This is a genomic window from Pseudomonas sp. HP_08, assembly GCF_055284095.1.
This window is the reverse complement of the sequence record NZ_JBTOQC010000052.1, coordinates 226,635-251,477: the sequence shown is the minus strand read 5'-3', so window position 1 is coordinate 251,477 and position 24,843 is coordinate 226,635. Positions and strand designations below refer to the sequence as shown.

The 24,843-nt window shown below is 62.7% G+C and carries 20 protein-coding genes and 2 pseudogenes; 4 read left to right on the top strand and 18 right to left on the bottom strand.

Features of this window, described 5'->3' with window-relative positions; translation table 11 throughout:
* The 5 genes from ACYAS9_RS28880 to ACYAS9_RS28860 all read right to left on the bottom strand — a co-directional run bounded on the left by ACYAS9_RS28880 (position 1) and on the right by ACYAS9_RS28860 (position 8,243).
* Complete coding sequence (locus tag ACYAS9_RS28880; RefSeq protein WP_463571915.1) at positions 1-1,011, bottom strand: class 1 fructose-bisphosphatase; 1,011 nt, start codon at positions 1,009-1,011, stop codon at positions 1-3.
* A 148-nt stretch (positions 1,012-1,159) separates the two neighbouring features.
* Positions 1,160-2,512, bottom strand: a complete 1,353-nt coding sequence (locus tag ACYAS9_RS28875; protein WP_463571956.1) for a DUF3999 domain-containing protein — start codon at positions 2,510-2,512, stop codon at positions 1,160-1,162.
* Between the two features lie 28 nt (positions 2,513-2,540).
* Positions 2,541-5,414, bottom strand: coding sequence for a DUF2339 domain-containing protein (locus ACYAS9_RS28870; RefSeq protein WP_463571914.1), 2,874 nt, complete (start codon positions 5,412-5,414; stop codon positions 2,541-2,543).
* A 110-nt stretch (positions 5,415-5,524) separates the two neighbouring features.
* A complete protein-coding gene (locus ACYAS9_RS28865; RefSeq protein ID WP_463571913.1) occupies positions 5,525-7,975 on the bottom strand; it encodes a glycogen/starch/alpha-glucan phosphorylase in 2,451 nt (816 codons plus the stop codon).
* Between the two features lie 10 nt (positions 7,976-7,985).
* Positions 7,986-8,243 (bottom strand): hypothetical protein, encoded by a 258-nt coding sequence (locus ACYAS9_RS28860; protein WP_463571912.1) that lies wholly within the window; start codon positions 8,241-8,243, stop codon positions 7,986-7,988.
* Positions 8,244-8,252: 9 nt separating this feature from the next.
* Between ACYAS9_RS28860 and pip the strand changes: the two genes are divergently transcribed.
* The 4 genes from pip to mdoH all read left to right on the top strand — a co-directional run bounded on the left by pip (position 8,253) and on the right by mdoH (position 14,493).
* Positions 8,253-9,224 (top strand): prolyl aminopeptidase, encoded by a 972-nt coding sequence (gene pip, locus ACYAS9_RS28855; RefSeq protein ID WP_463571911.1) that lies wholly within the window; start codon positions 8,253-8,255, stop codon positions 9,222-9,224.
* 47 nt (positions 9,225-9,271) lie between these two features.
* Positions 9,272-9,709 carry a D-aminoacyl-tRNA deacylase gene (dtd, locus tag ACYAS9_RS28850; RefSeq protein WP_463571910.1) on the top strand — a complete coding sequence of 146 codons (438 nt, stop codon included), beginning with the start codon at positions 9,272-9,274 and terminating at the stop codon, positions 9,707-9,709.
* A 265-nt stretch (positions 9,710-9,974) separates the two neighbouring features.
* Complete coding sequence (locus ACYAS9_RS28845; RefSeq protein WP_463571909.1) at positions 9,975-11,921, top strand: glucan biosynthesis protein G; 1,947 nt, start codon at positions 9,975-9,977, stop codon at positions 11,919-11,921.
* Entirely contained in the window at positions 11,914-14,493 is a 2,580-nt protein-coding gene (gene mdoH, locus ACYAS9_RS28840) for a glucans biosynthesis glucosyltransferase MdoH (protein ID WP_463571908.1), read from the top strand. Before ACYAS9_RS28845 ends, mdoH begins: the two co-directional genes overlap by 8 nt.
* Before the next feature lie 71 nt (positions 14,494-14,564).
* Here the strand turns inward: mdoH and ACYAS9_RS28835 are convergent, their stop codons facing one another.
* The 13 genes and pseudogenes from ACYAS9_RS28835 to ubiE form a co-directional block, all read right to left on the bottom strand.
* Positions 14,565-15,428 carry a methyl-accepting chemotaxis protein gene (locus ACYAS9_RS28835; protein WP_463571955.1) on the bottom strand — a complete coding sequence of 288 codons (864 nt, stop codon included), beginning with the start codon at positions 15,426-15,428 and terminating at the stop codon, positions 14,565-14,567.
* A pseudogene (locus ACYAS9_RS28830) lies at positions 15,423-16,379 on the bottom strand (methyl-accepting chemotaxis protein); the annotation flags it as partial. The pseudogene ACYAS9_RS28830 and the gene ACYAS9_RS28835, both read right to left, overlap by 6 nt.
* 274 nt (positions 16,380-16,653) lie before the next feature.
* Complete coding sequence (locus tag ACYAS9_RS28825; RefSeq protein ID WP_463571954.1) at positions 16,654-17,367, bottom strand: methyl-accepting chemotaxis protein; 714 nt, start codon at positions 17,365-17,367, stop codon at positions 16,654-16,656.
* A 141-nt stretch (positions 17,368-17,508) separates the two neighbouring features.
* Positions 17,509-18,489: pseudogene (locus tag ACYAS9_RS28820) on the bottom strand (methyl-accepting chemotaxis protein); the annotation flags it as partial.
* Positions 18,490-18,653: 164 nt separating this feature from the next.
* Positions 18,654-19,361: a 16S rRNA (uracil(1498)-N(3))-methyltransferase gene (locus ACYAS9_RS28815; protein WP_463571907.1), complete on the bottom strand. Its 708-nt coding sequence runs from the start codon at positions 19,359-19,361 to the stop codon at positions 18,654-18,656.
* Positions 19,358-20,143 (bottom strand): twin-arginine translocase subunit TatC, encoded by a 786-nt coding sequence (tatC, locus tag ACYAS9_RS28810; protein WP_463571906.1) that lies wholly within the window; start codon positions 20,141-20,143, stop codon positions 19,358-19,360. Before tatC ends, ACYAS9_RS28815 begins: the two co-directional genes overlap by 4 nt.
* Positions 20,140-20,589, bottom strand: a complete 450-nt coding sequence (gene tatB, locus ACYAS9_RS28805; protein WP_463571905.1) for a Sec-independent protein translocase protein TatB — start codon at positions 20,587-20,589, stop codon at positions 20,140-20,142. The genes tatC and tatB overlap by 4 nt, the downstream gene beginning before the upstream one ends.
* A gap of 3 nt (positions 20,590-20,592) precedes the next feature.
* Positions 20,593-20,883, bottom strand: a complete 291-nt coding sequence (locus ACYAS9_RS28800; protein WP_463571904.1) for a twin-arginine translocase TatA/TatE family subunit — start codon at positions 20,881-20,883, stop codon at positions 20,593-20,595.
* Between the two features lie 31 nt (positions 20,884-20,914).
* The gene (locus ACYAS9_RS28795) at positions 20,915-21,253 is read right to left on the bottom strand and encodes a phosphoribosyl-ATP diphosphatase (protein WP_463571903.1); all 339 of its coding nucleotides are present in this window, start codon (positions 21,251-21,253) and stop codon (positions 20,915-20,917) included.
* A 2-nt stretch (positions 21,254-21,255) separates the two neighbouring features.
* Positions 21,256-21,648, bottom strand: a complete 393-nt coding sequence (hisI, locus tag ACYAS9_RS28790) for a phosphoribosyl-AMP cyclohydrolase (protein ID WP_463571902.1) — start codon at positions 21,646-21,648, stop codon at positions 21,256-21,258.
* Positions 21,649-21,715: 67 nt separating this feature from the next.
* Entirely contained in the window at positions 21,716-23,335 is a 1,620-nt protein-coding gene (ubiB, locus tag ACYAS9_RS28785; RefSeq protein ID WP_463571901.1) for a ubiquinone biosynthesis regulatory protein kinase UbiB, read from the bottom strand.
* Complete coding sequence (locus ACYAS9_RS28780; protein WP_463571900.1) at positions 23,332-23,961, bottom strand: ubiquinone biosynthesis accessory factor UbiJ; 630 nt, start codon at positions 23,959-23,961, stop codon at positions 23,332-23,334. The genes ubiB and ACYAS9_RS28780 overlap by 4 nt, the downstream gene beginning before the upstream one ends.
* Positions 23,961-24,731 carry a bifunctional demethylmenaquinone methyltransferase/2-methoxy-6-polyprenyl-1,4-benzoquinol methylase UbiE gene (ubiE, locus tag ACYAS9_RS28775; RefSeq protein WP_459746822.1) on the bottom strand — a complete coding sequence of 257 codons (771 nt, stop codon included), beginning with the start codon at positions 24,729-24,731 and terminating at the stop codon, positions 23,961-23,963. The genes ACYAS9_RS28780 and ubiE overlap by 1 nt, the downstream gene beginning before the upstream one ends.
* Positions 24,732-24,843: the final 112 nt, after the last annotated feature.

The window sequence follows — 24,843 nt, the reverse complement described above, 5'->3', positions numbered from 1 at the left end:
TCAGTCCTTGTGGTAGCCGGTGACGCGCTCGACTTCCTCTTTGGAGCCGAGGAAGACGGCCACGCGCTCGTGCAGGCCTTGCGGTTTCAGGTCCAGAATGCGCTCGCGACCGTTGGTCGACGCACCGCCCGCCTGCTCGACCAGGAACGACATCGGGTTGGCTTCGTACATCAGGCGCAGTTTGCCCGGCTTGGATGGCTCGCGGGCATCGCGCGGGTACATGAACAGGCCGCCACGGGTCAGGATGCGGTGTACATCGGCAACCATCGAGGCGATCCAGCGCATGTTGTAGTTCTTCTTCAGCGGGCCTTCTTCACCGGCCAGCAGTTCGTCCACGTAGCGCTTGACCGGGGCTTCCCAGTGACGCTGGTTGGACATGTTGATGGCAAATTCCTGGGTGGTCTCCGGAATGCTGATGTTTTCGTGGGTCAGCACGAAGCTGCCCATTTCACGGTCCAGAGTGAAGCCTTTGACGCCATCACCCAGGGTCAGGATCAGCATCGTTTGCGGGCCGTAGATCGCGTAACCGGCAGCCACCTGCTCGGTGCCTGGCTGCAGGAAGGCTTTTTCGTTGAGGCTTTCGTTCTGGCTCAGGTACTCGTTCGGGCAACGCAGAACCGAGAAGATGGTGCCGACTGACACGTTGACGTCGATGTTCGACGAACCGTCCAGTGGGTCGAATACCAGCAGGTAGGCGCCTTTAGGGTATTTGCCCGGGATCTGGTAGGCATTGTCCATTTCTTCGGACGCCATGCCGGCCAGGTGACCGCCCCATTCGTTGGCTTCGAGCAGGATTTCGTTGGAAATCACGTCGAGCTTCTTCTGTACTTCGCCCTGCACGTTCTCGGTGCCTTCACTGCCCAGCACGCCGCCAAGGGCGCCTTTGGATACCGCGTGGCTGATTTCCTTGCACGCACGGGCCACTACTTCGATCAGGAAACGCAGATCGGCAGGAGTGTTGTTGCTGCGGGTCTGCTCAATCAGATAGCGACTCAGGGTAACGCGGGACATGGATAGCTCCGAAAGGGGGGAGGGGAAAACCCGCGCAGTTTAGCGCGAGTCGCCGGTGAATACTGCCTTGTCAGACTGGGCATGGCCCATTTGAGTTCAGGCACCGGCTCAGCGTAGCTGCAAAAGGGCCGGATGATGGCGCCGTGTATCACGATCGCGGGCGCGAGGCGCGTAAGGTACTCCAGGCCATCCAGGCCAGCAGTACCGCGCCCAGAATCAGTATTGCCCACAGGCCCAGACGCTTGTAGTCCACAGGTGGCTCGCTCATTGGCAGCGGCGTCGCCAGGTTGGTGGTCGGCGGTGCCATGGGCTGGGCCTTGCTCAAGGTGGCCAGGGTCTGTGGATTGAGGTCGGGAATCAGCGTGCTCAGCGGCAGGTTGGCCGCCCTGGCGGTCGTGTTGCCCACGGCCAGTACGAACGGGCCTTTGTCCTTGGCCAGGAAAACGACCTGGGTGGCCTGCACGGCAAAGCGCAATTTAGGGGCTTTTTCGCCAAGGCCGCCGCCGCGTTCGTCGATTTCCAGCTTCAACTGACGCACCACCTGGCCGGCCAGTTGAATCTGGTCCTGCACCACTTCTTCGCCATTTTGCGGCAGGCGATACAGCAGGCTGCTGCCGATCATCTGCCAGGGCTGTGTTGCATCGAGCCGGCCATAAAGGATGCCGGGCGCCAGACTGTTAGGTTCATTGATGTCGATGACCACGCGCTGCAACGGCAGGCTGGCCGGCAGTTGCCAGACATACTGGCCGGGTTGTTCGACGTTGCCGCCCACCTGGCCCGACCAGGTCAACGGCAGCGCCGGGCTGTCCGGGCGGGCGCTGAATACATGGGCGGCGGTGAGGGTCGGCGCACCTTGCGGCGAGTGCCAGAGCAGGCGCAAATAGCGTGCGTTCAGGCCCGGCAGTCCGACTTCGCGCTGCTCGACAACCTCATCGGCGAACGACAGGCGCGCCACATGGCCTTCGCCCCAGGGCTGCCAGGTCTGCAAATCGTCGCTGGCCTCGATGGTGAATTGCTGAAAGCCGTCGCGCTCGGTGCTCCAGTCGATCAGCAGCTGTTCCAGCGGCGCCTGGACCGCGCTGGCATCGAGCAGCCAGCCGCGCAGCACTTCTTCACCGGCTTCGATGGCCACTTGCGGCTGGACCTCGATCACCGTGCCGTTGCTGGAGCGCTGGATACGAATGCCCGGTGCGCTTTCATCACTGTCGGCGGCGCTGTACAGCGGGAACCACTTGACCGCGACCGGCTCGGCTTCGGCCTCGACCTGCGCGGGCTCGCGGGCAAAGGCATAGGCCATGGCCTGGCCTTGAGCATTGAATACCCGCAGGTCGGCAAGGTCCGGCTGGCGAGCGTTGAGCTGCACCGCCAGCGGTAATTCGAGGCGGTACCACGGGCCTTCGCCGCTGAGGGTCAGCGGCGTCTGGCTGGCGAAGTCGGCCGGTTTGTCCTGGGCATGGGCAATCATCGCCGTCCAGGCCAGGCCCAGTACGGCAATTTTCATGATCAGCGGACGACTCAAGAACGATTCCTCACGATTTGGCTGGGCCCGGCTCTTCGCCCAATTGTATGACAGAAGATTTCGGCGGTAGTGGTGCGAAATATCCCACTACCAATAGCAATATGCCAACACCTATGAACGAAACAATCCGCGCCATGGAGCCCCGGTCGCTCAGTTCGACGAAGAACAGTTTGACCACCACCACGCCGATCAGCGCCGCACCCGCCAGCCACACCTCGCGCCTTGCCTTGAGATGCCCGCCGACCATCAGCGCCAGGGCCATCAGGGTCCAGGCGATGGAAAGGCTGGCCTGAACCGTCATCGAGTCCAGCAGCGCGCCGGTATTCCACGCCACGCCGCTCCAGTGATGAACGCTGCGCATGACCATCGCGGTCAGCAGGGCAAACAGCGAGGCGCCGGCCACCAGCCACACGGCCTGACGGGCTTGTACCGGGCTGGCGCCAAGCTGCGGCAAATAACGCTGCAACCACAGCAAGGTGCCGCCCAGCGCCAGCAACAGGCCGAGCTCCAGCGGGTTGAGCAGGGGTATATACGGCAACGGTTCGGCGCTGCCGTCGCTGACGATGTTGGCCAGCCAGAACCAGGCCAGCATCAATGCCGCCAAGGGCGCCGCCGCCCACAGTCGATACGCGCGCGGGTGCGTGGCCACCGGCCACGGCCATTCGCGCCGCGCCGCCATCGCCCACAGATACAGACTCGGCAGCAGTGCCCAGCCCAGCCAGCGCCAGGCATTGCGCTGTTCGGCCAGGTGCAGCAGGGCAAAGCGCAACTCTGTCGCCAGTACCCCGAGCAGCACCCAGCAGCCCAGTACATGCACGCCATCCACAATGTGCGCCGGCAGGCTCGGGGCCAGGCGGCGCAGGCTCAACAGGTGTACGGCGGCCACCAGCAGCCAGGCCAGCCAGCCGCCATGGGCAAAGGGGTGATAATCGCTGTCCAGCGCGCCGAGCAGCAACAGGGCGCTGGCCGGCATCAGTGTGCAGCACAGCAAGGCCATTGCCGGCCAGCGCAGGCGCAGGGCAAGCACACTCCACAGCGCCACGCTGAGGGCCGCCGCGAGCAACAGCCAGGTCAGTTGCCAGTCAGGCGACGCGAAGCGCAGCACCGCCAGGCTCAGCGACAGCGCCCACCAGAAACCACTCCAGGCCAGCAGCAGGTGGCCGAGCAGTTGCGGGTTGTTGCGCAGCGATTCCGGCCAGCGCTGGCAGCACCAGGCGCTGACCAGCCCGGCCAGCGCCAGGATCATCGGCGTCCAGAAGTCGCCATCGAGCTGCCAGGGCGAATAGCCGCTGTTCAGGGTCTCAAGGAACACCAGCCCGGCGGCCGCTTGCAGAAACAGGCCAAAGCCCCGCGCCAGGAGGCGTTGCTGGCGCAGGCCGAGCCAGAAGATCGCCGCCCCTTCGATGGCCCACGCGCTGGTGGTCCAGCGCGCATCCAGGCCCAGCGGAATCGCTAGCGAGGCAAACACCACGCCCAGTGCCAGGCAGGCCTCGACCAGCAGCGTGGCACGTTCACTGACCCGGCTGACCAGCAGGCGGGCAATGCCCATGTACAGCAGGCCCAGGGCCAGGGCGCTGAACGCCGCGCCAAACTCCATGTGTTCGACCAGCGCATATTGCAGGCCAAAACCCACCAGCGGTGTGCCGAACAGCAGGCTGCCGTCGACGTAATCGCCTTGTCTGGCGGTCCAGCGCAGCAGCGCTGCATGGCTGTTGTCGGCAGGCGCGCTGTCGGCCTCCTGCAGTTTGCGCCGGGCAAACAACAGGCCGATGGCCAGGTACATCAGGAAGAACAGCACCAGGAAGGGTTCGGTGCTCCAGAACAGTGCGGAGGTGTAGCTTTTCAGGCCCCAGGCGAAGCCGATGCCGAAGGTGCCGACAAAGCCGATCAGGTTCAGCAGGCGCCAGGCCTTGAACCAGGCGATGGCGAAAATACCGGCATTGAGCAGGGCGAAATAACTGAACAACGCGACATGACTGCCTTGCCCGGTCGAGGCCAGCAGCGGCGCGGCAAAACCGCCCAGCGTTGCCGCGCAGGCCAGCGCCAGCGAGTCCTGGGTCACGGCCAGAATGGCCGAGCAGGCCATGATGGCAACCAGCAAGCCGAAGCCCAGCGTCGGGTCGAGCAACGGGTGCAGTTTCATGGCAGCAAACACGGTCAGGTACAGCACGCCGATGCCGGCCCCTTGCACCATCAGGGCAAAACCCGGATTACGCCCGCGCAGCCACCAGCCCAGCCCCAACAGCGCCAGGGCGGCTGCGGCTACGCCGGTGTAGCGGGCTTCGATCGGTACGACCATGCCTTCGGTGGCATAGCGCAGCAAAAATGCCAGGCCGAGAAACAGCAACACCAGGCCGACGCGCAGCACCGTATTGCCGCCCAGCAGCCAGTCGCGCGCCGAGGCGACAGCCTGGTCGACGATGTTCGGTGCGGGTGGCGAGGGCTTTTGCGCAGGCGTTGGCGCAGGTGCTGGCGCCGCCTGTGGCGTCGGTGCCGGCGCGGGTTTCGCAGCCGGTGGCGGTGTGGCAGCAGAGGGTGCGGCTGGCAGGGTCCAGGTCAGTTCGGCCTCGGTGGCGGGCTGGTAGAAGGTGACCTTGGGGGGTGCCTTGGCCGGTGTTGCCGGCGCAGACGTTGCGGGATTTTTGGTGGTAGTGCTCTGAGTGACCGACTCCAGTTGTGCCAGGCGCTTTTGCAAGGCCTCGACCGTCTGCTGCGTGGCGCTTAATCGGTCGGCCTGTTGCTCGGCTTTGCGCGCCTGCGTCCTCAATTGCACCGCCTGCCAGGTCAACCAGCCGACGAGTGCGGTAATGATTGCAGTGAAGTCATTACTGAGCACGGCATAACCCAGCAGAAGCACTGCAGGTAACAGAACTAACCAGGGCACGTGACGACATCCTTTTCGAGCAGGCGGTAATTAGAGAGGGGAGTGTAACGGGGGTTGGACCGCGCGACGAGGAGATCGTCGCGCGGGAGGGTTATGGAATTTTCAGCCTCTTAATCCAGCGCTTTCCAGATTTCACCGGCGTATTCGCGGATGGTCCGGTCAGACGAGAACCAGCCCATGCGTGCGGTGTTGAGTACGGCCGAGCGCCACCATTTCTTGGAGTCGTGCCAGGTTTCCTCGACCTTGGCCTGGGCGTCCCAGTACGAGTCGAAGTCGGCGCACACCAGGAAGCGGTCATAGGCCAGCAACTGGTCGATCAGCCCCACATAACGGTTCGGATCGTCCGGCGAGAACACCCCGCCACGAATCGCCTGCAGCACATCGTTCAGGCGCCCGGAGGCGGCCACATCGGCATTGGCGCTGAAGTCGCCGGCGCGTTTGCGCGCTTCGACCTGTTGCGCGCTCATGCCGAAGATGAACATGTGCTCCAGCCCGATCTGCTCGCTCATTTCGACGTTGGCGCCGTCCAGCGTGCCGATGGTCAGCGCGCCATTAAGGCCGAACTTCATGTTGCTGGTGCCCGAGGCCTCAAGGCCGGCAGTGGAAATCTGCTCGGACAGGTCGGCCGCCGGAATGATGCTTTCCGCCAGGCTGACGTTGTAGTTGGGCAGGAACACCACCTTGAGCAGGCCGCGCACGGTCGGGTCGTTGTTGACGGTGCGGGCGATGTCGTTGGTCAGCTTGATGATCAGCTTGGCCGAGTGATAGCTGGCCGCCGCCTTGCCGGCAAAGATCTTCACCCGCGGTACCCAGTCGGTGCCGGGCTCGGCGCGAATCGCCTGGTACAGCGCCACGGTGTGGAACAGGTTGAGCAACTGGCGCTTGTACTCGTGGATCCGCTTGACCTGCACATCGAACATCGCCGCCGGGTTGACCACGATGCCCAGACGTTCCTGAATGATCGCTGCCAGGGCACGCTTGCTGTGCAGGCGCTGGTCGGCGAACTGTTTGCGGAACGAGCTTTTCTCGGCAAAGGGCTCCAGCTCGATCAGGCGGGTTTCATGGTTGTCCAGAATGTCTTCGCCCAGGCTCTCGACCAGCATCTTGGTCAGTTTGGGGTTGGACTGGAACAGCCAGCGGCGGAAGGTGATGCCGTTGGTTTTGTTGTTGATGCGCTCCGGGTACAGCTTGTGCAACTCGGCAAACACGGTCTTGCGCATCAGTTGCGTGTGCAGGGCCGACACGCCATTGACGCTGTGCGAGCCGAGGAACGCCAGGTTACCCATGCGCACGCGGCGGCCGTTGTCTTCCTCGATCAGGGAGACGGCGCGCAGCACCTCGAAATCGTGGATGCCCTTGGCGCGCAAGGTGTCGATGTGCTGGGCATTGATCAGGTAGATGATCTGCATGTGGCGCGGCAGCATGCGTTCCATCAGGCCTACCGACCAGGTTTCCAGCGCCTCGGGCAGCAAGGTGTGGTTGGTGTAGGCCAGGGTGCCGACGGTGATTTTCCAGGCCTGGTCCCAGGCGATGCCATGGGTGTCGATCAGCAGGCGCATCAGCTCGGCCACCGCGATCGAGGGGTGCGTGTCGTTCATCTGGATGGCCGCGTGCTCGGCCAGGTCGGTCAGGGTCGCGTGCATGTTCAGGTGGCGACGCAGCAGGTCCTGAAGGGACGCCGAGACGAAGAAATACTCCTGACGCAGGCGCAGTTCCTGGCCGGCCTCGGTGGCGTCGTTGGGGTACAGCACGCGAGAAATACTCTCGGCGCGCACGACCTCGGCCACTGCACCAAAATGGTCACCGGCATTGAAGCGTTCCAGATGCAGGTCGCCAACGGCCCGGGCGCGCCACAGGCGCAGGGTGTTGACGCTGGCACCGCGCCAGCCGACCACCGGGGTGTCGTAGGCGATGGCGCGTACGGTTTCGCCCGGACGCCAGATCTGGCTGGTTTCGCCGGCCTCGTTCTGCACGGTTTCGACATAGCCGCCAAAGCCGATCGGGTACACCACTTCAGGCCGCTCGAATTCCCACGGGTTGCCGAAGTCCAGCCAGTTTTCGGTCTGCTCCTGCTGCCAGCCGTCGACGACAGCCTGACGGAACAGGCCGTGTTCATAGCGAATGCCATAACCGTGAGCGGCGATGCCCAGGGTCGACATGCTTTCCATGAAGCACGCCGCCAGACGGCCCAGGCCGCCGTTGCCCAGCGCTGCGTCGGGTTCGAGCAGGCGAATGCGCTCGATGTCCACGCCCAGCTCGGTCATGGCCTCGCGGGCGATTTCCAGCAGGCCCAGGTTGCTCAGGCTGTCATACAGCAGCCGGCCGATCAGAAATTCCAGTGACAGGTAGTAGACCCGTTTCTTTACCTCACGATAAATCTGCCGGGTATGGTCCATCCAGTGTTCGACCATGTGGTCGCGGGCGGCCAGGGCAACGGCCTCGAACCAGTCATGCTCGAATGCATGGTCAGGGTCCTTGCCCACCGCATAAGTGAGTTTGGCAAGGACAGCGGCGCGAAATGCAGCCACTTCAGCGTCACGAACAAGGGGTTCCTGAGACATCGGTACGACCTCAAGTAGTCAGGCGAATGGAAAGAGGATCTTTAGACTGTAGGCGTGTCGCCGGTAATTTCCTGAAAAAATCGCAATGAGTCATGACACGCAACACGCTCTGACCCGATGCAGCCGTGCAGGTTCGCAGCTTCTGGCCTGGCAGCGTGCTTGCATCTATCGTTCCAGTCTGATGCTTGATGCACAGCATGCTGATTAATGATTTCGGGTTTATGATGCCGGCAATGGCTTTGCCGAACACGCCCACGAAACGGACCATGGAGCACCTATGCAGACTTTGTACCCGCAGATCAAACCTTATGCCCGGCACGATCTGGCCGTAGAAGCTCCGCATGTGCTCTACGTGGACGAAAGCGGCTCGCCGGACGGCTTGCCGGTAGTGTTCATTCATGGCGGACCGGGCGCGGGCTGCGATGCTCAAAGCCGCTGCTATTTCGACCCCAACCTGTACCGTATCGTGACCTTCGACCAGCGTGGCTGTGGTCGTTCGACCCCGCATGCCAGCCTTGAAAACAACACCACCTGGCACCTGATCGAAGACTTGGAGCGCATCCGCGAGCACCTGGGCATCGACAAATGGGTGTTGTTCGGCGGCTCGTGGGGCTCGACCCTGGCGCTGGCCTACGCCCAGGCTCATCCCGACCGAGTACACGCGCTGATCCTGCGGGGTGTGTTCTTGTGCCGTCCGCAAGAGATTCAATGGTTCTACCAGTGCGGCGCAAGCCGTCTGTTCCCCGATTACTGGCAGGATTTCCTGGCGCCGATCCCGGTCGAGGAACGCGACAACCTGCTGGCCGCCTACCATCGGCGCCTGACCGGTCCCGACCAGATCGCCCAGATGCATGCCGCCAAGGCCTGGTCGGGCTGGGAAGGCCGCACCGCAACGCTGCGTCCCAACCCGCAAGTGGTCGACCGCTTCTGCGAACCGCAACGCGCCTTGTCGATTGCCTGCATCGAAACCCATTACTTCGTCAACAATGCCTTCCTGGAAGACAACCAGCTGCTGCGTGACATGCACAAGATCGCGCACCTGCCGGCCATCATCGTGCATGGCCGCTATGACGTGATCTGCCCGCTGGACAACGCCTGGGACCTGCATCAGGCCTGGCCGGGCAGCGAGTTGCAGATCATCCGCGACGCCGGCCACTCGGCCGCCGAAACCGGCATCGCCGACGCGCTGGTGCGTGCCGCTGCACAAATCGCCGAAAACCTGCTCGACCTGTCGCCCGAAGAAGCGTGAACCAGGAAGCGGCATGAAAAAGGAAGTGGCATGAAAAAGGAAGTGGCATGAAAGGCTTGTTGCAGCGCGTGCGTGGCGCGCGTGTCGAAGTGGATGGTGAAGTGGTCGGTGCCATCGACCAGGGATTGCTGGTGTTGGTAGGCGTCGAGCCTCAAGACACGCCAGCCAGTGCCGATAAGTTGCTGCACAAGCTGCTTAACTACCGGGTGTTCAGCGATGCCGACGGCAAGATGAACCTGTCTTTGCGTGATGTAGAGGGTGGCTTGTTGCTGGTGTCGCAATTCACCCTGGCAGCCGACACCCGTAGCGGTATGCGCCCGAGCTTTTCAAAAGCGGCACCGCCATCGCTCGGCAAGGAAATGTTCGACTATCTTCTGAAACAGGCCCATGCCGCTCATCCGCAGGTGGCTGCGGGCCGTTTTGGTGCGGACATGCAAGTGCATCTGGTCAATGACGGCCCGGTGACCTTCCTGCTCGATACCTGATAAAGCCATTGGTTCCAGCATCCCTGTAGTCATTACGTACCAAGGCGATAAAAACTTTGTCACAGGTGATGCGTTGTCACGCGCGCTACAGGATAATCGCGCGCTAAATGGCCATTACGGATGGCCTGCCGGAGGGAAGTGCGCAGACGGTTCGGCATCGAGTTGGGGAATCATTAAGCCCTTTCGGAGTCCGAACAATGCTCGCCAACCGGCACTGGATAGCTGGCCGTTGGTTCTTTAATCTGTTTTTCGGCGAGGGTTGCTCGTGATTGTTAGTCCCTGTGATGCTCCAAAGACACCTGTCGCCCGGCTGCGTAATGCGCTGATGGCTAGCACTGCATTGGTCTGCCTTTTTGGCTCGGGCCAGTTGTGGGCATTCAATCTTGATGATGTGGCTGCAAGGGCAAAAGACCTGGCCGGGCAGAAGTTCGAGGCTCCCAGAAGCAACCTGCCTGGTGAATTCCGCGAGATGAAATTCGCGGACTACCAGAAAATCCGTTTCCGTGAAGACAAGGCCGAATGGGCGGGCGAAAAGACCCCGTTCAAACTGTCTTTCTATCACCAGGGCATGCATTTCGACACCCCGGTCAAGATCAACGAAGTCACCGCTACCACGGTCGACGAGATCAAGTACGACCCTGCGCGTTTCGACTTCGGTGAACTGAAGTTCGACCCCAAGGCCACTGAAAAACTCGGCTATGCGGGCTTCCGTGTCACTTACCCGATCAACAAGGACGACAAGCAAGACGAAATCATGACCATGCTGGGCGCGAGTTACTTCCGCGTTGTCGGCAAGGGGCAGGTTTACGGCTTGTCGGCCCGTGGCATGGCCATCGACACCGCCGTGCCTTCCGGTGAAGAATTCCCGCGCTTCAAGGAATTCTGGATCGAAAAACCCAATGCCGAAGACGGCCATCTGGTCATCTACGCACTGCTTGATTCGCCACGCGCCACCGGTGCCTACCAGTTCATCCTGCGTCCGGGCTCCGATACTCGCGTCGATGTGAAATCGCGCATGTACCTGCGTGACAAGGTCACCAAACTCGGCGTCGCGCCGCTGACCAGCATGTTCCTGTTCGGCACGCACCAGCCGCCACGTGTCCAGAACTACCGCCGTGAACTGCACGACTCCAGCGGCCTGTCGATTCAGGCAGCCAATGGTGAATGGCTGTGGCGTCCGCTGAACAACCCGCGTCACCTGTCGGTCAGCAGCTTCTCGGTTGAAAACCCGCGTGGTTTCGGCCTGCTGCAACGCGGCCGCGAGTTCAGCCAGTACGAAGACCTCGACGACCGTTACGACAAGCGCCCAAGCGCCTGGATCGAGCCGCGCGGCGACTGGGGTAAAGGTGTGGTCGAGCTGGTCGAGATTCCGACTGCCGATGAAACCAACGACAACATCGTGGCCTTCTGGAAGCCTGAAACCCTGCCTGCCGCTGGCGAGCCGGTGGATTTCAACTACCGCATCCACTGGACCATGGACGAAAACGCGATTCACTCGCCTGATCTGGGTTGGGTCAAGCAGACCCTGCGTTCGATTGGCGATGTGCGTCAGGCCAACCTGATTCGCCAGCCTGACGGCACCATGGCGTTCCTGGTCGACTTCGTCGGTCCCGTGCTGTCGGCGCTGCCGGAAGACAAGACCATCCGTAGCCAGGTGACCACCGATGAGAACACCGAGCTGGTCGAGAACACCCTGCGTTACAACCCGGTGACCAAAGGCTATCGCCTGAACCTGCGGATCAAGGTCAAGGACACCAGTCGCCCGATCGAAATGCGTGCCTACCTGCTGCGTGAAATCCCGGCCGAACCTGGCAAGGAACCTGCGCTGCTGGTCTCGGACGAGAAGAAAGCGCCGAACAAGCCTGCAACTCCGGGCGCGGTGAAAGACGAGAAAGCCGTGGCCAAGGCCGACGCGGTCAAAGTGGCCGAAGCGGGCAAGACTGACGCTGCCAAGGCTGAAGCCGCCAAGACTGACGCTGCCAAGCCAGAAGCGGGCAAGGCGCCAGTGGCTCAGGCTCCGGCCGATGCCGCCAAAGCCGACGCTGCCAAGCCTGAAGCCGGCAAGCCGGACGTGGCCAAGGCCGACGCTGGCAAAGATGCCAATGCGACCCAGCCGCCTGCAACCGAAGCTGCACCCACCCTTCCAGAGCCCGCCAAGACCTTGCAAGTCCTGACCGAGACCTGGAGCTATCAGTTGCCTAGCGATGAGTAATTCACAACCGGCGCCAGAGTCTCTGAACGAGTACCTGGCACATTTGCCCATGAGCGACGAGCAGCGGGCCGAACTGGCCAGCTGCTCCAGCTTCTCCGAACTGCACCAGCGCTTGTCGGCGCAGTCGGGCGCTTTGTCCACCGAGGCCGCCCAGGCTTCGGTGGGTACACGCCTGACCCTGGCCACCGCTGACGAATTGCGCGAAGCCGAAATGCTCGCCGTTGATGCCAGCGGCCGCATCTGCCTGAAGACCGCGCCGCCCATCCGCCGTACCCGCGTGGTGCCAGAGCCCTGGCGCACCAACATTCTGGTACGCGGCTGGCGCAGCCTGACCGGCAAGAGCAACCCGCCCAAGCCGGTCGACGACCTGCCGCGCGACTTGCCCAAGGCGCGCTGGCGCACCGTCGGTTCGATCCGTCGCTACATTTTGCTGGTGCTGATGCTGGGCCAGACCATCGTGGCCGGCTGGTACATGAAAGGCATTCTGCCGTATCAGGGCTGGTCGCTGGTTTCGCTGGACGAAATCACCCGCCAGACCTTTGTGCAGACTGCCATGCAAGTGCTGCCGTATGCCTTGCAGACCAGTATCCTGCTGCTGTTCGGCATTCTGTTCTGTTGGGTGTCGGCCGGTTTCTGGACCGCATTGATGGGCTTTCTGGAACTGATCACCGGGCGCGATAAATATCGTATCTCCGGCGCCAGTGCCGGCAACGAGCCCATCGAAGCGGGCGCCCGCACTGCGCTGGTCATGCCGATCTGCAACGAAGACGTGCCGCGTGTGTTCGCAGGCTTGCGCGCGACGTTTGAATCGGTGGCCGCCACTGGCGATCTGGACCGCTTCGATTTCTTCGTGCTCAGCGACACCAACGACACCGACATCGCCGTGGCCGAGCAGCAAGCTTGGCTGGACGTGTGCCGCGAGACCAATGGTTTCGGCAAGATCTTCTATCGTCGTCGTCGCCGTCGCGTAAAACGCAAAAGCGGCAACCTCGATGACTTCTGCCGCCGTTGGGGCAGCGACTACCGCTACATGGTCGTCCTCGATGCCGACAGCGTGATGAGCGGCGAGTGTCTGACCAGCCTGGTGCGCCTGATGGAAGCCACGCCAGACGCCGGCATCATCCAGACCGCGCCACGAGCGTCGGGCATGGACACGCTGTATGCGCGTCTGCAGCAGTTCGCTACGCGGGTCTACGGGCCGCTGTTCACCGCCGGCCTGCACTTCTGGCAACTGGGCGAATCGCACTATTGGGGCCACAACGCGATCATTCGCATGAAGCCGTTCATCGAGCACTGCGCCCTAGCGCCGTTGCCCGGTAAAGGCGCGTTCGCAGGTTCCATCCTGTCTCATGACTTCGTCGAAGCGGCCTTGATGCGCCGCGCCGGCTGGGGCGTGTGGATTGCCTATGACTTGCCGGGCAGCTACGAAGAACTGCCGCCCAACCTGCTGGACGAACTCAAGCGTGATCGTCGCTGGTGCCACGGCAACCTGATGAACTTCCGCCTGTTCCTGGTCAAGGGCATGCACCCGGTGCACCGTGCGGTGTTCCTCACCGGCGTGATGTCGTACCTGTCGGCGCCGTTGTGGTTCTTCTTCCTGGTGCTGTCGACCGCGCTATTGGCGGTCAACACACTGATGGAGCCGACCTACTTCCTGGAGCCGCGCCAGCTGTATCCGCTGTGGCCACAGTGGCACCCGGAAAAAGCCGTCGCACTGTTCTCGACCACCGTCGTGCTGTTGTTCCTGCCCAAGCTGCTCAGCGTGATCCTGATCTGGGCCAAGGGCGCTGTCGGCTTTGGTGGCAAGTTCAAGGTCACGGTGTCGATGTTCGTCGAAATGCTGTTCTCGATGCTGCTGGCACCGGTGCGCATGATCTTCCACACCCGCTTTGTACTCGCCGCCTTTTTGGGCTGGGCCGCGACCTGGAACTCGCCACAACGTGACGACGACTCCACGCCGTGGTCCGAGGCGGTCAAGCGCCATGGTCCGCAAACACTGCTGGGCATCGCCTGGACCCTGCTGGTGGCGTGGTTGAACCCAAGCTTCCTGTGGTGGCTGGCGCCGATCGTGGTGTCGTTGATGCTGTCGATTCCGGTGTCGGTGATCTCCAGCCGTACAGGTCTGGGCCTGAAGGCGCGTGACGAGAAGCTGTTCCTGATTCCCGAGGAATACGAAACGCCCAAAGAGCTGCAGTCCACCGATCAGTACACCCACGAAAACCGCTGGCATGCGCTTAACGACGGCTTTGTTCGCGCCGTGGTCGACCCGCAGCAGAACGCCCTGGCCTACGCCATGGCGACCTCGCGCCACCGCGTGGCGGCACCGATCGAAGCCTTGCGTGCCGAACGTATCGAACAGGCCCTCAAGGTCGGTCCCGAGAAGCTCGGCAACCATGAGCGGTTGATGCTGCTCAGCGACCCGGTGGCCCTGTCGCGCTTGCACGAGCAGGTCTGGAACCAGCGTCACCCCGAATGGCTGGCCGCCTGGCACGCCTCCATCGAGGCTGACCCGCATGCACCGCTGCTGCCCTTGCAGCCGGTGAATGCGCCGCCGGTGCCGCTACCGGCTTGATGCAACCTGCAAAAACGCCCCTGATTCAGGGGCGTTTTTGTTTGTGGCTCTGTCATGAGCGCAGGCACAGGTCACACCTTGAAGCGCCCCACCAACTCTTTCAAATGATTGCCCAGCCGCGCCAGCTCGACACTGGCGGTGGCCGTCTCTTCACTGGCCGCCGCGGTCTGCCCGGAGATATTGCGTACATTCACCACGCTGCGGTTGATCTGCTCGGCCACCGTGCTTTGCTGTTCGCTGGCGGTGGCGATCTGGCGGTTCATGTCCTGAATGCTGGCCACGGTGCGGGTGATCTGTTCCAGCGCGCTGCCGGCGCGGCGGCTCAGGTCCACGCTCTGGTTGGTCAGGCTGCGGCTGTTGTCCAGGGTCGTGGCCACTTGCTGGGTGCCGCTTTGCAGGGCCGCGATCAGCTCTTCGATTTCCTCGGTCGATTGCTGGGTGCGCTGTGCCAGGCTGCGCACCTCGTCGGCGACCACCGCAAAGCCGCGCCCGGCTTCACCGGCCCGTGCCGCTTCGATGGCGGCGTTGAGCGCCAGCAGGTTGGTTTGTTGGGACACCGACTTGATGACATCGAGCACGCCGACGATCTTGCCGCTTTCTTCCTTGAGACGGTTCATCGCCTGGGTCGAGTGGCGCATTTCGCCGGCCAGCTGCTCGATCTGGCCAATCGCTTCGCCGACCACCCGATCACCGTCGCGAGCCTGCTGGTCGGCGTGGGCTGCGGCCTGTGAGGCTTGCTGGGCATTGCTGGCGACCTGCAACACGGTGGCGGCCATCTGGTTGATGGCGGCGGCAACCTGATCGGTTTCCTCTTTCTGATTATTGACCCCGACGCTGGTCTGCTCGGTGACCGCCGACAGTTGCTCGGCGGCGCTGGCAATCTGCGTCACGCCGTCGCCGATGCCGTTGATAAGGCCGCGCAGGTTCACGGTCATGCTCTGGATACTGGCTTGCAACTGGCCCATCTCGTCGCGGCGCAGGCTGTGCAGGTCAAGGCTCAAATCGCCCTTGGCAATGCGCCCGGCCGCTGCCAGCGCCTGGCGCAGCGGGACGATGATCTGCCGGGTCATGATCCAGGCGGCCAGCAGCCCGAAAAATAGCGCCAGTGAGGCGACGCCGGTCAGGGTGCTGCGTGCCAGGCCTGCTTCGGTGTCGCGCAACGAGCCTTGCAGGCCGATCAGTTCGGCCACCGATTCGAGCATTTTGTCGCCCAGGGTTTCCATGCTTTCCTGGTTCTGCTCGACCTTGACCTGCGCCTCGCGAAACGCGCCCAGCGCTGTCTTGTACAGCTGCAGCGCGGCGTCGGCAGGTTTCAGTGCCTGCAGGTTGTCCTCGGCCTGATCCTCAGCGATCTGCGCAATTTCTTTCAGGGCTTCGTCGAGGGCCGCCATGGCGGCGGTTTCATCGTCCTGCTTGCCGGTAAAGGTGTAGGTCTGCACCTGAAAGCGCGCCAGCTGGATCTGCTGTTTGAGCTGCGAGAGGTTTGTGAACTCGTCCAGCCGGTCACTGTTGTCCTGTTCCTGACTGACGGCCTTGAGCACCTCGGCTTCTACCTGAGCGACCGCCTTGACCGCCACGGCTGCTTGCTGGTGCAGCGTATGTGCGGCTTCATCGCGCGCCTTGCGCTGTTGCGCCAGCTCGGCAAAGGTCTTTTCCAGGCTGGCAATCACACGGCTCTGCGCGTCCAGCAGCTCCAGGCTGCGCCGGTCCTCGACGTCCTTGCGCACAAGGTTCAGGTGTGTTTCCAGTTCGTTGAGGCGGTCTTCGACACGGCTGGCGCTTTGCGCTGTGTTCTCCTCGCGAAACAGAATGCGCTCGGCGCGCAGGTCCTTGGTCAGGTTGCTGAGTTGCGCGATGGCAGAGATCGACCCGGAGCGGTCGATCATGGTGTCCAGCCCGTACCAGCCGGTCAGGGTGATGGTCAGGGTCAACGACAGCACCAGGCCGAAGCCCAGCGCCAGTTTGAGCCTGATACTCAGGTTGTCGAGCGAGTGATTGATCCAGCGGAACATAGGGTTTCTCCTGCGCAGGGATAGCGTCATGAACGCATCGGCAGGAGCGGGCAGTGCGCGACCTGAATAGGTCGTAGGAGATTTCCGAGCGATTAGGCAAGGTGAAACAGGTCACACAATGGGCGCCGTGCGGCGCCCATCGGGCTCATCAAACGATAAAACGGCCCACCAGTGTTTGCAGGTGATTGCCCAGGCGCGCCAGTTCGACGCTGGAGGCGGCGGTTTCTTCGCTGGCCGCCGAGGTCTGTTGCGAGACATCGCGCACGTTGATCACGCTGCGGTTGATTTCTTCGGCGGTGGCGCTTTGCTGTTCGGCCGCCGCGGCGATCTGCTGGTTCATCGACTGGATGGCCGACACCGTGCGGGTGATGCTTTCCAGCGTGCCACCGGCGCGACGGGTCAGTTCGACACTGCTGTCGGTCAGGGCCAGGCTGTCGTCGATGATGTTCGAGACCTGCTGAGTACCGTTCTGCAGCCCGGCGATCAGCGCCTCGATCTCTTCGGTGGATTTCTGGGTGCGCTGCGCCAGGCTGCGCACCTCATCGGCCACCACGGCAAAGCCGCGCCCGGCTTCACCGGCGCGTGCCGCTTCGATGGCGGCGTTGAGGGCCAGCAGGTTGGTTTGCTGGGCCACCGACTTGATGACGTCCAGCACGCTGCCGATCTTGTCGCTTTCGCGCTTGAGTTCACCCATGGCGGCGGTGGAGTTGCCCATCGCGGCAGACAGTCGCTCGATCTGGCCGATGGCCTCGTTGACCACCCGGTCGCCTTCACGCGCCTGCTGGTCGGCGGCCAGTGCGGCTTCTGAAGCTTCTTCGGCGTTGCGCGCCACTTCCTGCACGGTGGCGGTCATTTCATGCATGGCGGTGGCCACCTGATCGGTCTCGACCCGCTGGCTGTTGACGCCGGCGCTGGTCTGCTCGGTGACCGCCGACAGTTCTTCGGCAGCGCTGGCGATCTGGGTCACGCCATCGCGGATGCCGCCCACCAGTTCGCGCAGGCTGACGGTCATGCGCTGGATACTGCCTTGCAGCGTGCCCAGTTCGTCCTTGCGGTTGATGTTCAGGTTATGGCTGAGATCGCCTGAAGCCACGCGCTCGACGGCCTTGAGTGTGTCCTGCAACGGGGTGGTGATTTGCCGGGTGATGATCCAGGCCGCCAGCACACTGAGCACCAGGGCCAGAAGGGTGGCCAGGCTGATGGTGAGGATGGCCTGGTTGCTGTCACTGTCGCGTCGGTCGTTCTGCTCTTTGATCAGATCGGCGTTGATTTTGATCAACAGCTCGCCCAGCGGCGTCATTCTGTCCTGCGCCGCTTTACCGGCGGCCTGGGCATCGCGGTACTGACCGACGGCGGCGCGATAGCCTTGCAGGCCGGCGAGTGCTGCCTGCAGGGTTGGCAGAAAATCAGCAGGAATGTCGCCGGCCAGTGAATTGATGCCGGTCATGGCTTCGTCGATGGCCGCGTTGGCGTTCTTTTCGAATTCGGCCCGGCCGCTGTAGGTATAACCGCGTACCTGGAAGCGCGCCTGCTGGAGCAGCTTGCTGACGCCAACAATGTTGTTGAACGCCAGGATGTCATCGTTCTTGAGCAGTTCGGCCTCAAGCTTGTTGATCTCGGCGACCGCCTTGTCGGCACTGTCGCCCATCAGGCTGCGCGTGCCTTCACGGGTTTCGATGGCCCGGGCCATGTCCGTGAACGCCACGCGATAGTCTTTGGCCGTCTGGATCTGTGTGTCCAGGCGCTGCTGGTTGACGGTGGTGCGCATCAGGCTCTTGGCTGTTTGCAGATCGGTTTCCAGCTGGTCCAGCGCCGTAGTCACGTTTTTGGCAGCTTCGGCATTGAACACCGCTTCATAGCGTTGGCGCTGGATACGCAGGTCCAGCGTCTGCTCGTTGACCTCATTGACGGCGTTCACCCGGTCGCCACGCTCGATCAGCGTCTGGATGCTGTTCCAGCCGGTGGCGCTGATGGCGAGTGTCATCAGCACCACCAGGCCGAAACCGAAGGCCAGTTTGCGACTGACGCTCGCGTTGGCGAGACTTTGGGTAATGGACATGAGGACTCCTTGCCGTGCAGGTGTTATACGAACCCTGTATATCGGCAAGAATCCTACAAGCTGAAGCGAATCAGGTGACCGATCGGTGACTAAAAAAGCCGCGCCAACAGCGCGGTGACGGCGGTTTCGACCCGCAGGATCCGCGCCCCGAGCTGCACCGGTTGCAGCCCGGCCTTGCCCAGCAATTCGACTTCGTAGGGAATCCAGCCGCCTTCCGGGCCGATGGCCAGGGTCACCGGCTGTTCGACGGCGCGCGGGCAGGCCGGAAAGTCGCCGGGATGGCCGACCAGGCCGAGCGTGTCCTGGGCCACGGCGGGCAGGTGGTCCTCGACAAACGGCTTGAAGCGCTTCTCGATCAGCACCTCGGGCAGCACGCTGTCGCGGGCCTGCTCCAGGCCCAGGATCAGGTTCTCGCGAATAGCCTCCGGTTGCAGAAACGGCGTCTGCCAGAAGCTTTTCTCGACCCGGTAGCTGTTCACCAGAATCAGGCGCGGCACGCCCATGGTTGCCACGGTCTGGAACACCCGGCGAAGCATTTTCGGCCGCGGCACGGCGAGGATCAGGGTCAGTGGCAGCTTGGCCGGCGGCGGGCTGTGCAGGACCACGCGCAGCTCGGCCTCGCGTGGCTCCAGGCGCAGCACCTCGGCTTCACCCAGCAGGCCGCCGATGCGACCGACCCGCAGGCTGTCGCCGACCTCGACCCGTTGCACCTCTTGCATGTGTTTCAGGCGCCGGTCGCGCAGCACCACCACATCAGGCGCGATGAAATCGGCCTCTTCAAGGAGCAGCAGGTTCACGGCAGCGGCGCTGGCGGCTGGTCGCGCTTGAGGTCGTCAGGGTGTTCGCCACGCTTGCTGATCAGGCTGCTGCACAGGATGCCCAGCTCGAACAACAACCACATCGGCACCGCCAGCAGGGTCTGCGAGAAGATGTCCGGCGGGGTGAGGATCATGCCGACCACAAAGCAGCCGATGATCACGTACGGGCGGATCTTCTTCAGGTACTTCACATCGACCACGCCGATCCACACCAGCAGCACCACGGCCACCGGGATTTCAAAGGCCACGCCGAAGGCGAAGAACAGGGTCATGACGAAGTCGAGGTAGCTGGCAATGTCGGTCATCATCGACACGCCTTCCGGGGTCACGCTGGCAAAGAAGTGGAAAATCAGCGGGAACACCAGAAAGTAGGCGAACGCCATGCCGGCATAGAACAGGATGATGCTCGACACCAGCAGCGGCACCGCGATGCGCTTTTCATGCTTGTACAGGCCCGGCGCAATAAAGCCCCAGACCTGATGCAGGATGATCGGCATGGAGGCGAACAGCGCGACCATCATGGTCAGCTTGAACGGCGTCAGAAACGGTGAGGCCACGTCGGTGGCAATCATCGTTGCGCCTTCAGGCAAATAGGCGCGCAGCGGGGCGGAGACCAGGGTGTAGATCTTCTGCGCAAAGTAGAACAGGCAGGCGAAGACCACAAACACCGCAGCCACGCAACGCAACAGGCGCGTGCGCAGTTCGGTCAGGTGCGAGACCAGCGGCATTGGCTGGTCGTTTTCCGGGATTTCAGCGCTCATGGGGCTCGCGGTGGCAATGACGGGTCAGTGAGGGCGGCGGGCTGAACGACGGCTGCAACCGGCCTTGGGGCCTTGTCCAGGCTCAGGCGCGGTTTGTCCGGCTCGGCAATGGCGTCGGGCGCGACAGGCTCAGGTTGCAGCTCGATCGGCTGTGGCGTCGGCTCGGCGGCAGGCGCATCGCGGTTCAGCACGTCTTCGTTGGGCGGCGAGAACAGCTTGCGGGCCTCTTCTTCCAGCGACAGGATGTGCTCGTTGTGCAGTTGCCGGCGAATCTCGTCGGCACCGATCTCACGTTCCACTTCCTGCTTGATGGCATTGAAGCTGCGCCGCAAGCGGCCTATCCACAAGCCTGCGGTACGCGCGGCACCCGGCAGGCGCTCGGGGCCGAGCACCAGCAGGGCGACCAGGCCGACCAGCAGCAGTTCGGAAAAGCTGATACCAAACATGGATCAGACCTGATCCTTGCGCACCGGCTCCTGAACCCGCTGCGCCTGGGCGTCGATGGTGTGCGGCGGCTCGGGTTGCGGGTTGTGCGCGGTGGTTTGCGCCGGTTGCGGTTGTGGCTGCGGTTGCGGCTGGGCGGCGGTGTCGGCCGGCTTTTCATCGTCGTTCATGGCCTTGCGAAAGCCCTTGATCGATTCGCCGACGTCACTGCCCAGGCCCTTGAGTTTCTTGGTGCCGAACACCAGCACCACGACAACCAGGATGACGATCCAGTGTTTCCAGTCAAAAATACCCATGAAGCAATCCTCTTGAGGTTCAGGCTCGAAATCAGGCTTGGCCTGTGGTCCGGGCAGCTTTTTCCGCATGACCGGACACGCCGACGCGGCGCTCCAGTTCGTCGAGCACAGCTTGTGGATGCAGGCCCAGGGCCGAGAGCATCACCATGCTGTGGAACCACAGGTCAGCGGTTTCATAGATGACATCGCTGAAGTCACCGCTGACGGCGGCGTCCTTGGCGGCAATGATGGTTTCAACCGACTCTTCGCCGACTTTTTCCAGGATCTTGTTCAGGCCCTTGTGATGCAGGCTGGCGACATACGAGCTGTCAGCCGCCGCGCCCTTGCGCGATTCCAGCACGGCGGCCAGGCGGGTCAGGGTGTCGGTCATGTTCAGTGTCCTGCTTGATAGATGGCGTCGGGGTCCTTGAGCACCGGGTCGACGGTTTTCCAGTCGCCGTTCTCGAAGACTCGATAGAAGCAGCTTTGCCGGCCAGTGTGGCAGGCGATGCCGCCCAGTTGCTCGACCATCAGGATGACGACGTCGGCATCGCAGTCCAGGCGCAGCTCGTGGAGTTTTTGCACGTGCCCGGATTCTTCGCCCTTGCGCCACAGTTTGCCGCGCGAACGCGACCAGTAGATGGCGCGGTTTTCGGCGGCGGTCAGGGCCAGCGCCTCGCGGTTCATCCAGGCCATCATCAATACGCGGCCGGTCTGGTAATCCTGAGCGATTGCAGGCACCAGACCGTCGCTGTTCCAGTGAATCTCGTCCAGCCAGTCTTTCATACTTACTCCGGCTGCCGGGGTTCTCGCCCGGCGGGTTTGACAGTGTGCCAGCGCCTTGGGCTGCTGGCTATCGACGAACGATCAGATACAACCCGGCTACCAGCATGATCCCGGCCGGCACACCGGTCAGCCCGGGCAGGGTGGTTCCTGCCGAGCTCAGGGCCCAGGTCTGGATCGCGCCACCGGTCAGCAACGCGGCGCCCAGCAGGCGCAAGGCCCAACTGTCGTTACGCTCGCGCCAGGGTTGCGGCGGGTCGTTGGCGTGCGGCTGCGAGAGGCGTTCAAGCAGGTCGCGGGTCATGCCGGCAATATGCGGTAACTGTTCTACCTGCGATTGCAGGTTGCCCAGCAGCGTCTTGGGGCTCACCCGGTCACGCATCCAGCGCTCCAGAAACGGTTGGGCGGTGCTCCACAGGTCCAGGTCGGGGTACAACTGACGGCCCAGGCCTTCGATGTTGAGCAGGGTTTTCTGCAGCAGCACCAGTTGTGGCTGCACTTCCATGTTGAAGCGTCGCGCGGTCTGGAACAGACGCATCAAGACCTGGCCGAAAGAAATATCCTTGAGCGGTTTCTCGAAGATCGGTTCGCACACCGTGCGGATAGCGGCCTCGAATTCGTTGAGTTTGGTTTCTGCCGGCACCCAGCCCGAATCGATGTGCAACTGCGCCACCCGGCGATAATCGCGCTTGAAGAAGGCAAACAGGTTACGGGCCAGATAATCCTGATCCTGCGGCGTCAGGCTGCCGACGATGCCGCAGTCGATGGCGATGTACTGCGGGGCCCAGGGCGTGACGGTACTGACGAAAATATTGCCCGGGTGCATGTCGGCGTGGAAGAAGCTGTCGCGAAACACCTGGGTGAAGAAGATCTCGACGCCGCGTTCGGCCAGCAGCTTCATGTCGGTGCGCTGGTCGGCCAGGGTCGCCAGATCGGTGACCTGAACGCCGTAGATGCGCTCCATCACCAGCACCTTGGGGCGGCACCAGTCCCAGTAAACCTGCGGCACGTACAGCAGGTCCGAGCCTTCGAAGTTACGCCGCAGTTGGCTGGAGTTGGCCGCTTCGCGCAGCAGGTCCAGCTCGTCGTAGATGGTCTTTTCGTAGTCGCTGACCACTTGCACCGGGTGCAACAGGCGCGCATCGGCCGACAGCCGCTCGGCGATTCGCGCCAGGATGAACAGCCAGGCCATGTCCTGGGTGATGATCGGGCGCAGGCCGGGACGTACGACCTTGACCACCACTTCTTCGCCGGTTTTCAGCCGCGCCGCATGCACTTGCGCCACCGAGGCCGAGGCCATTGGCTCGACATCGAAACGGCTGAAGACCTCGCTGATTTTCGCGCCCAGCTGCGACTCGATCAGTTGCACCGACAGTTGCGGGTCAAACGGCGGCACACGGTCCTGCAGCAGCATCAGCGCATCGGCGATGTCTTCGGGCAGCAGGTCGCGGCGGGTCGAGAGCAACTGACCGAACTTGATGAAAATCGGTCCCAGGTCCTGCAACGCCAGACGCAGGCGCGTGCCGCGATCCAGCTCGGAAGGCTTGCGCGGCAGCCAGCGCCACGGCAGCACAAAGCGCACCGCCAGCAGCCACCAGGGCAACGGCAGGGCGAACAGCAGGTCATCGAGGCGGTAACGGATTACGACACGCTGGATGCGAAACAGGCGGCGGACGGCAAGCAACTTCATTCGAGATCGCTATTGCTGGGTTTCAGGGAGTGGGAAAGGCGTGCAACCCGGGCTTCCAGACGTTCCAGATCGAGCTTGATCCGGTCCAGTTCGCTGAACTGCGCCTCGGCCTCATGTTTGCCGACCAGGGTGCGTGATTCTTCGCTCAGGTAGTCGGCCAGGTTCTGGCCCAGGCTGGCCATCGCGCTCCGGGTCCAGCGCGCGCGGCTGCGCAGGTGGCTGCCCAGCAACTGGCTGGCCACGGGGCCCAGCCAGCGCGACAACTCGTATTCCCAGTCCAGTTCAAGGTCCTGGAGAATGCCGGTCAGTTCCAGCAATACGCCGCTGTCGCCTTCAAGCTCGACCTCCGGGCCATGCAGCACGGCAGTCTTGTCCTTGCTCAGGGCCAGACGCAGCAGGCTGGCAGCCGGGGCACGCAGCGTGCAGTCGGTATCGCTGGCCCAGTCGGCGGCCAGGAACAGGCCTTCATCACTGGGCAGGATGAACAGCTTCAGGGCCGGGTCACGGCAATCGATGGCAATCACCGTGCCGGCCAGCGCACCCAGGCGCGGCAACGCGGTGCCGTCCATGCGCAGCACCCGGTTGATGCCGTGCTCGACACTGGCCAGCAAGCCTCGCAGCAGCATCAGGGCTTGATACCCCGGTGCAGGGCGACGATCCCGGAAGTCATGTTGTGATAGGTCACGCGGTCGAAACCGGCCTGAACCATCATCGACTTGAGGGTTTCCTGGTTGGGGTGCATGCGGATCGATTCGGCCAGGTAGCGGTAGCTTTCCGAGTCATTGGTGACCAGCTTGCCCATCAGCGGCATGAAGGCGAACGAGTAAGCGTCGTAGGCCTTGGACATGAAGGTGTTGGTCGGCTTGGAGAACTCCAGCACCAGCAGGCGACCGCCGGGCTTGAGCACGCGCAGCATCGAACGCAGGGCGTCTTCTTTGTGGGTCACGTTACGCAGGCCGAAAGCGATGGTCACGCAATCGAAATGGTTGTCCGGGAACGGCAGCTTTTCGGCGTCGGCCTGAACGAACTCGATATTGCCCGACACGCCTTTATCCAGCAGGCGGTCACGCCCGACCTTGAGCATCGAAGCGTTGATGTCGGCCAGTACCACATGGCCGGTCGGGCCGACCAGTTGCGAGAACTTGCGCGCCAGATCGCCCGTACCACCGGCAATGTCGAGCACCCGGTTGCCGGGCCGCACGCCCGACAACTCGATGGTGAAACGCTTCCAGAGCCGGTGCATGCCACCGGACAACAGGTCGTTCATCAAGTCGTATTTGGCGGCTACCGAGTGGAAAACCTCAGCGACCTTCTCCGCCTTCTGGCTTTCCGGCACATTTTTGTAGCCGAAGTGGGTGGTGGGTTCGGCATCGCTGCCTTTGCGCTGATCGGTCATATCGCTGTCACCGGAATAGAATGCCGCCATTCTAATCATCAGGGCTGGCTTTGTCTTGACAAGGCGCATGACAGGTAAAGGGGGCTTGCTATAGTGCCCTCAGGATTTACCT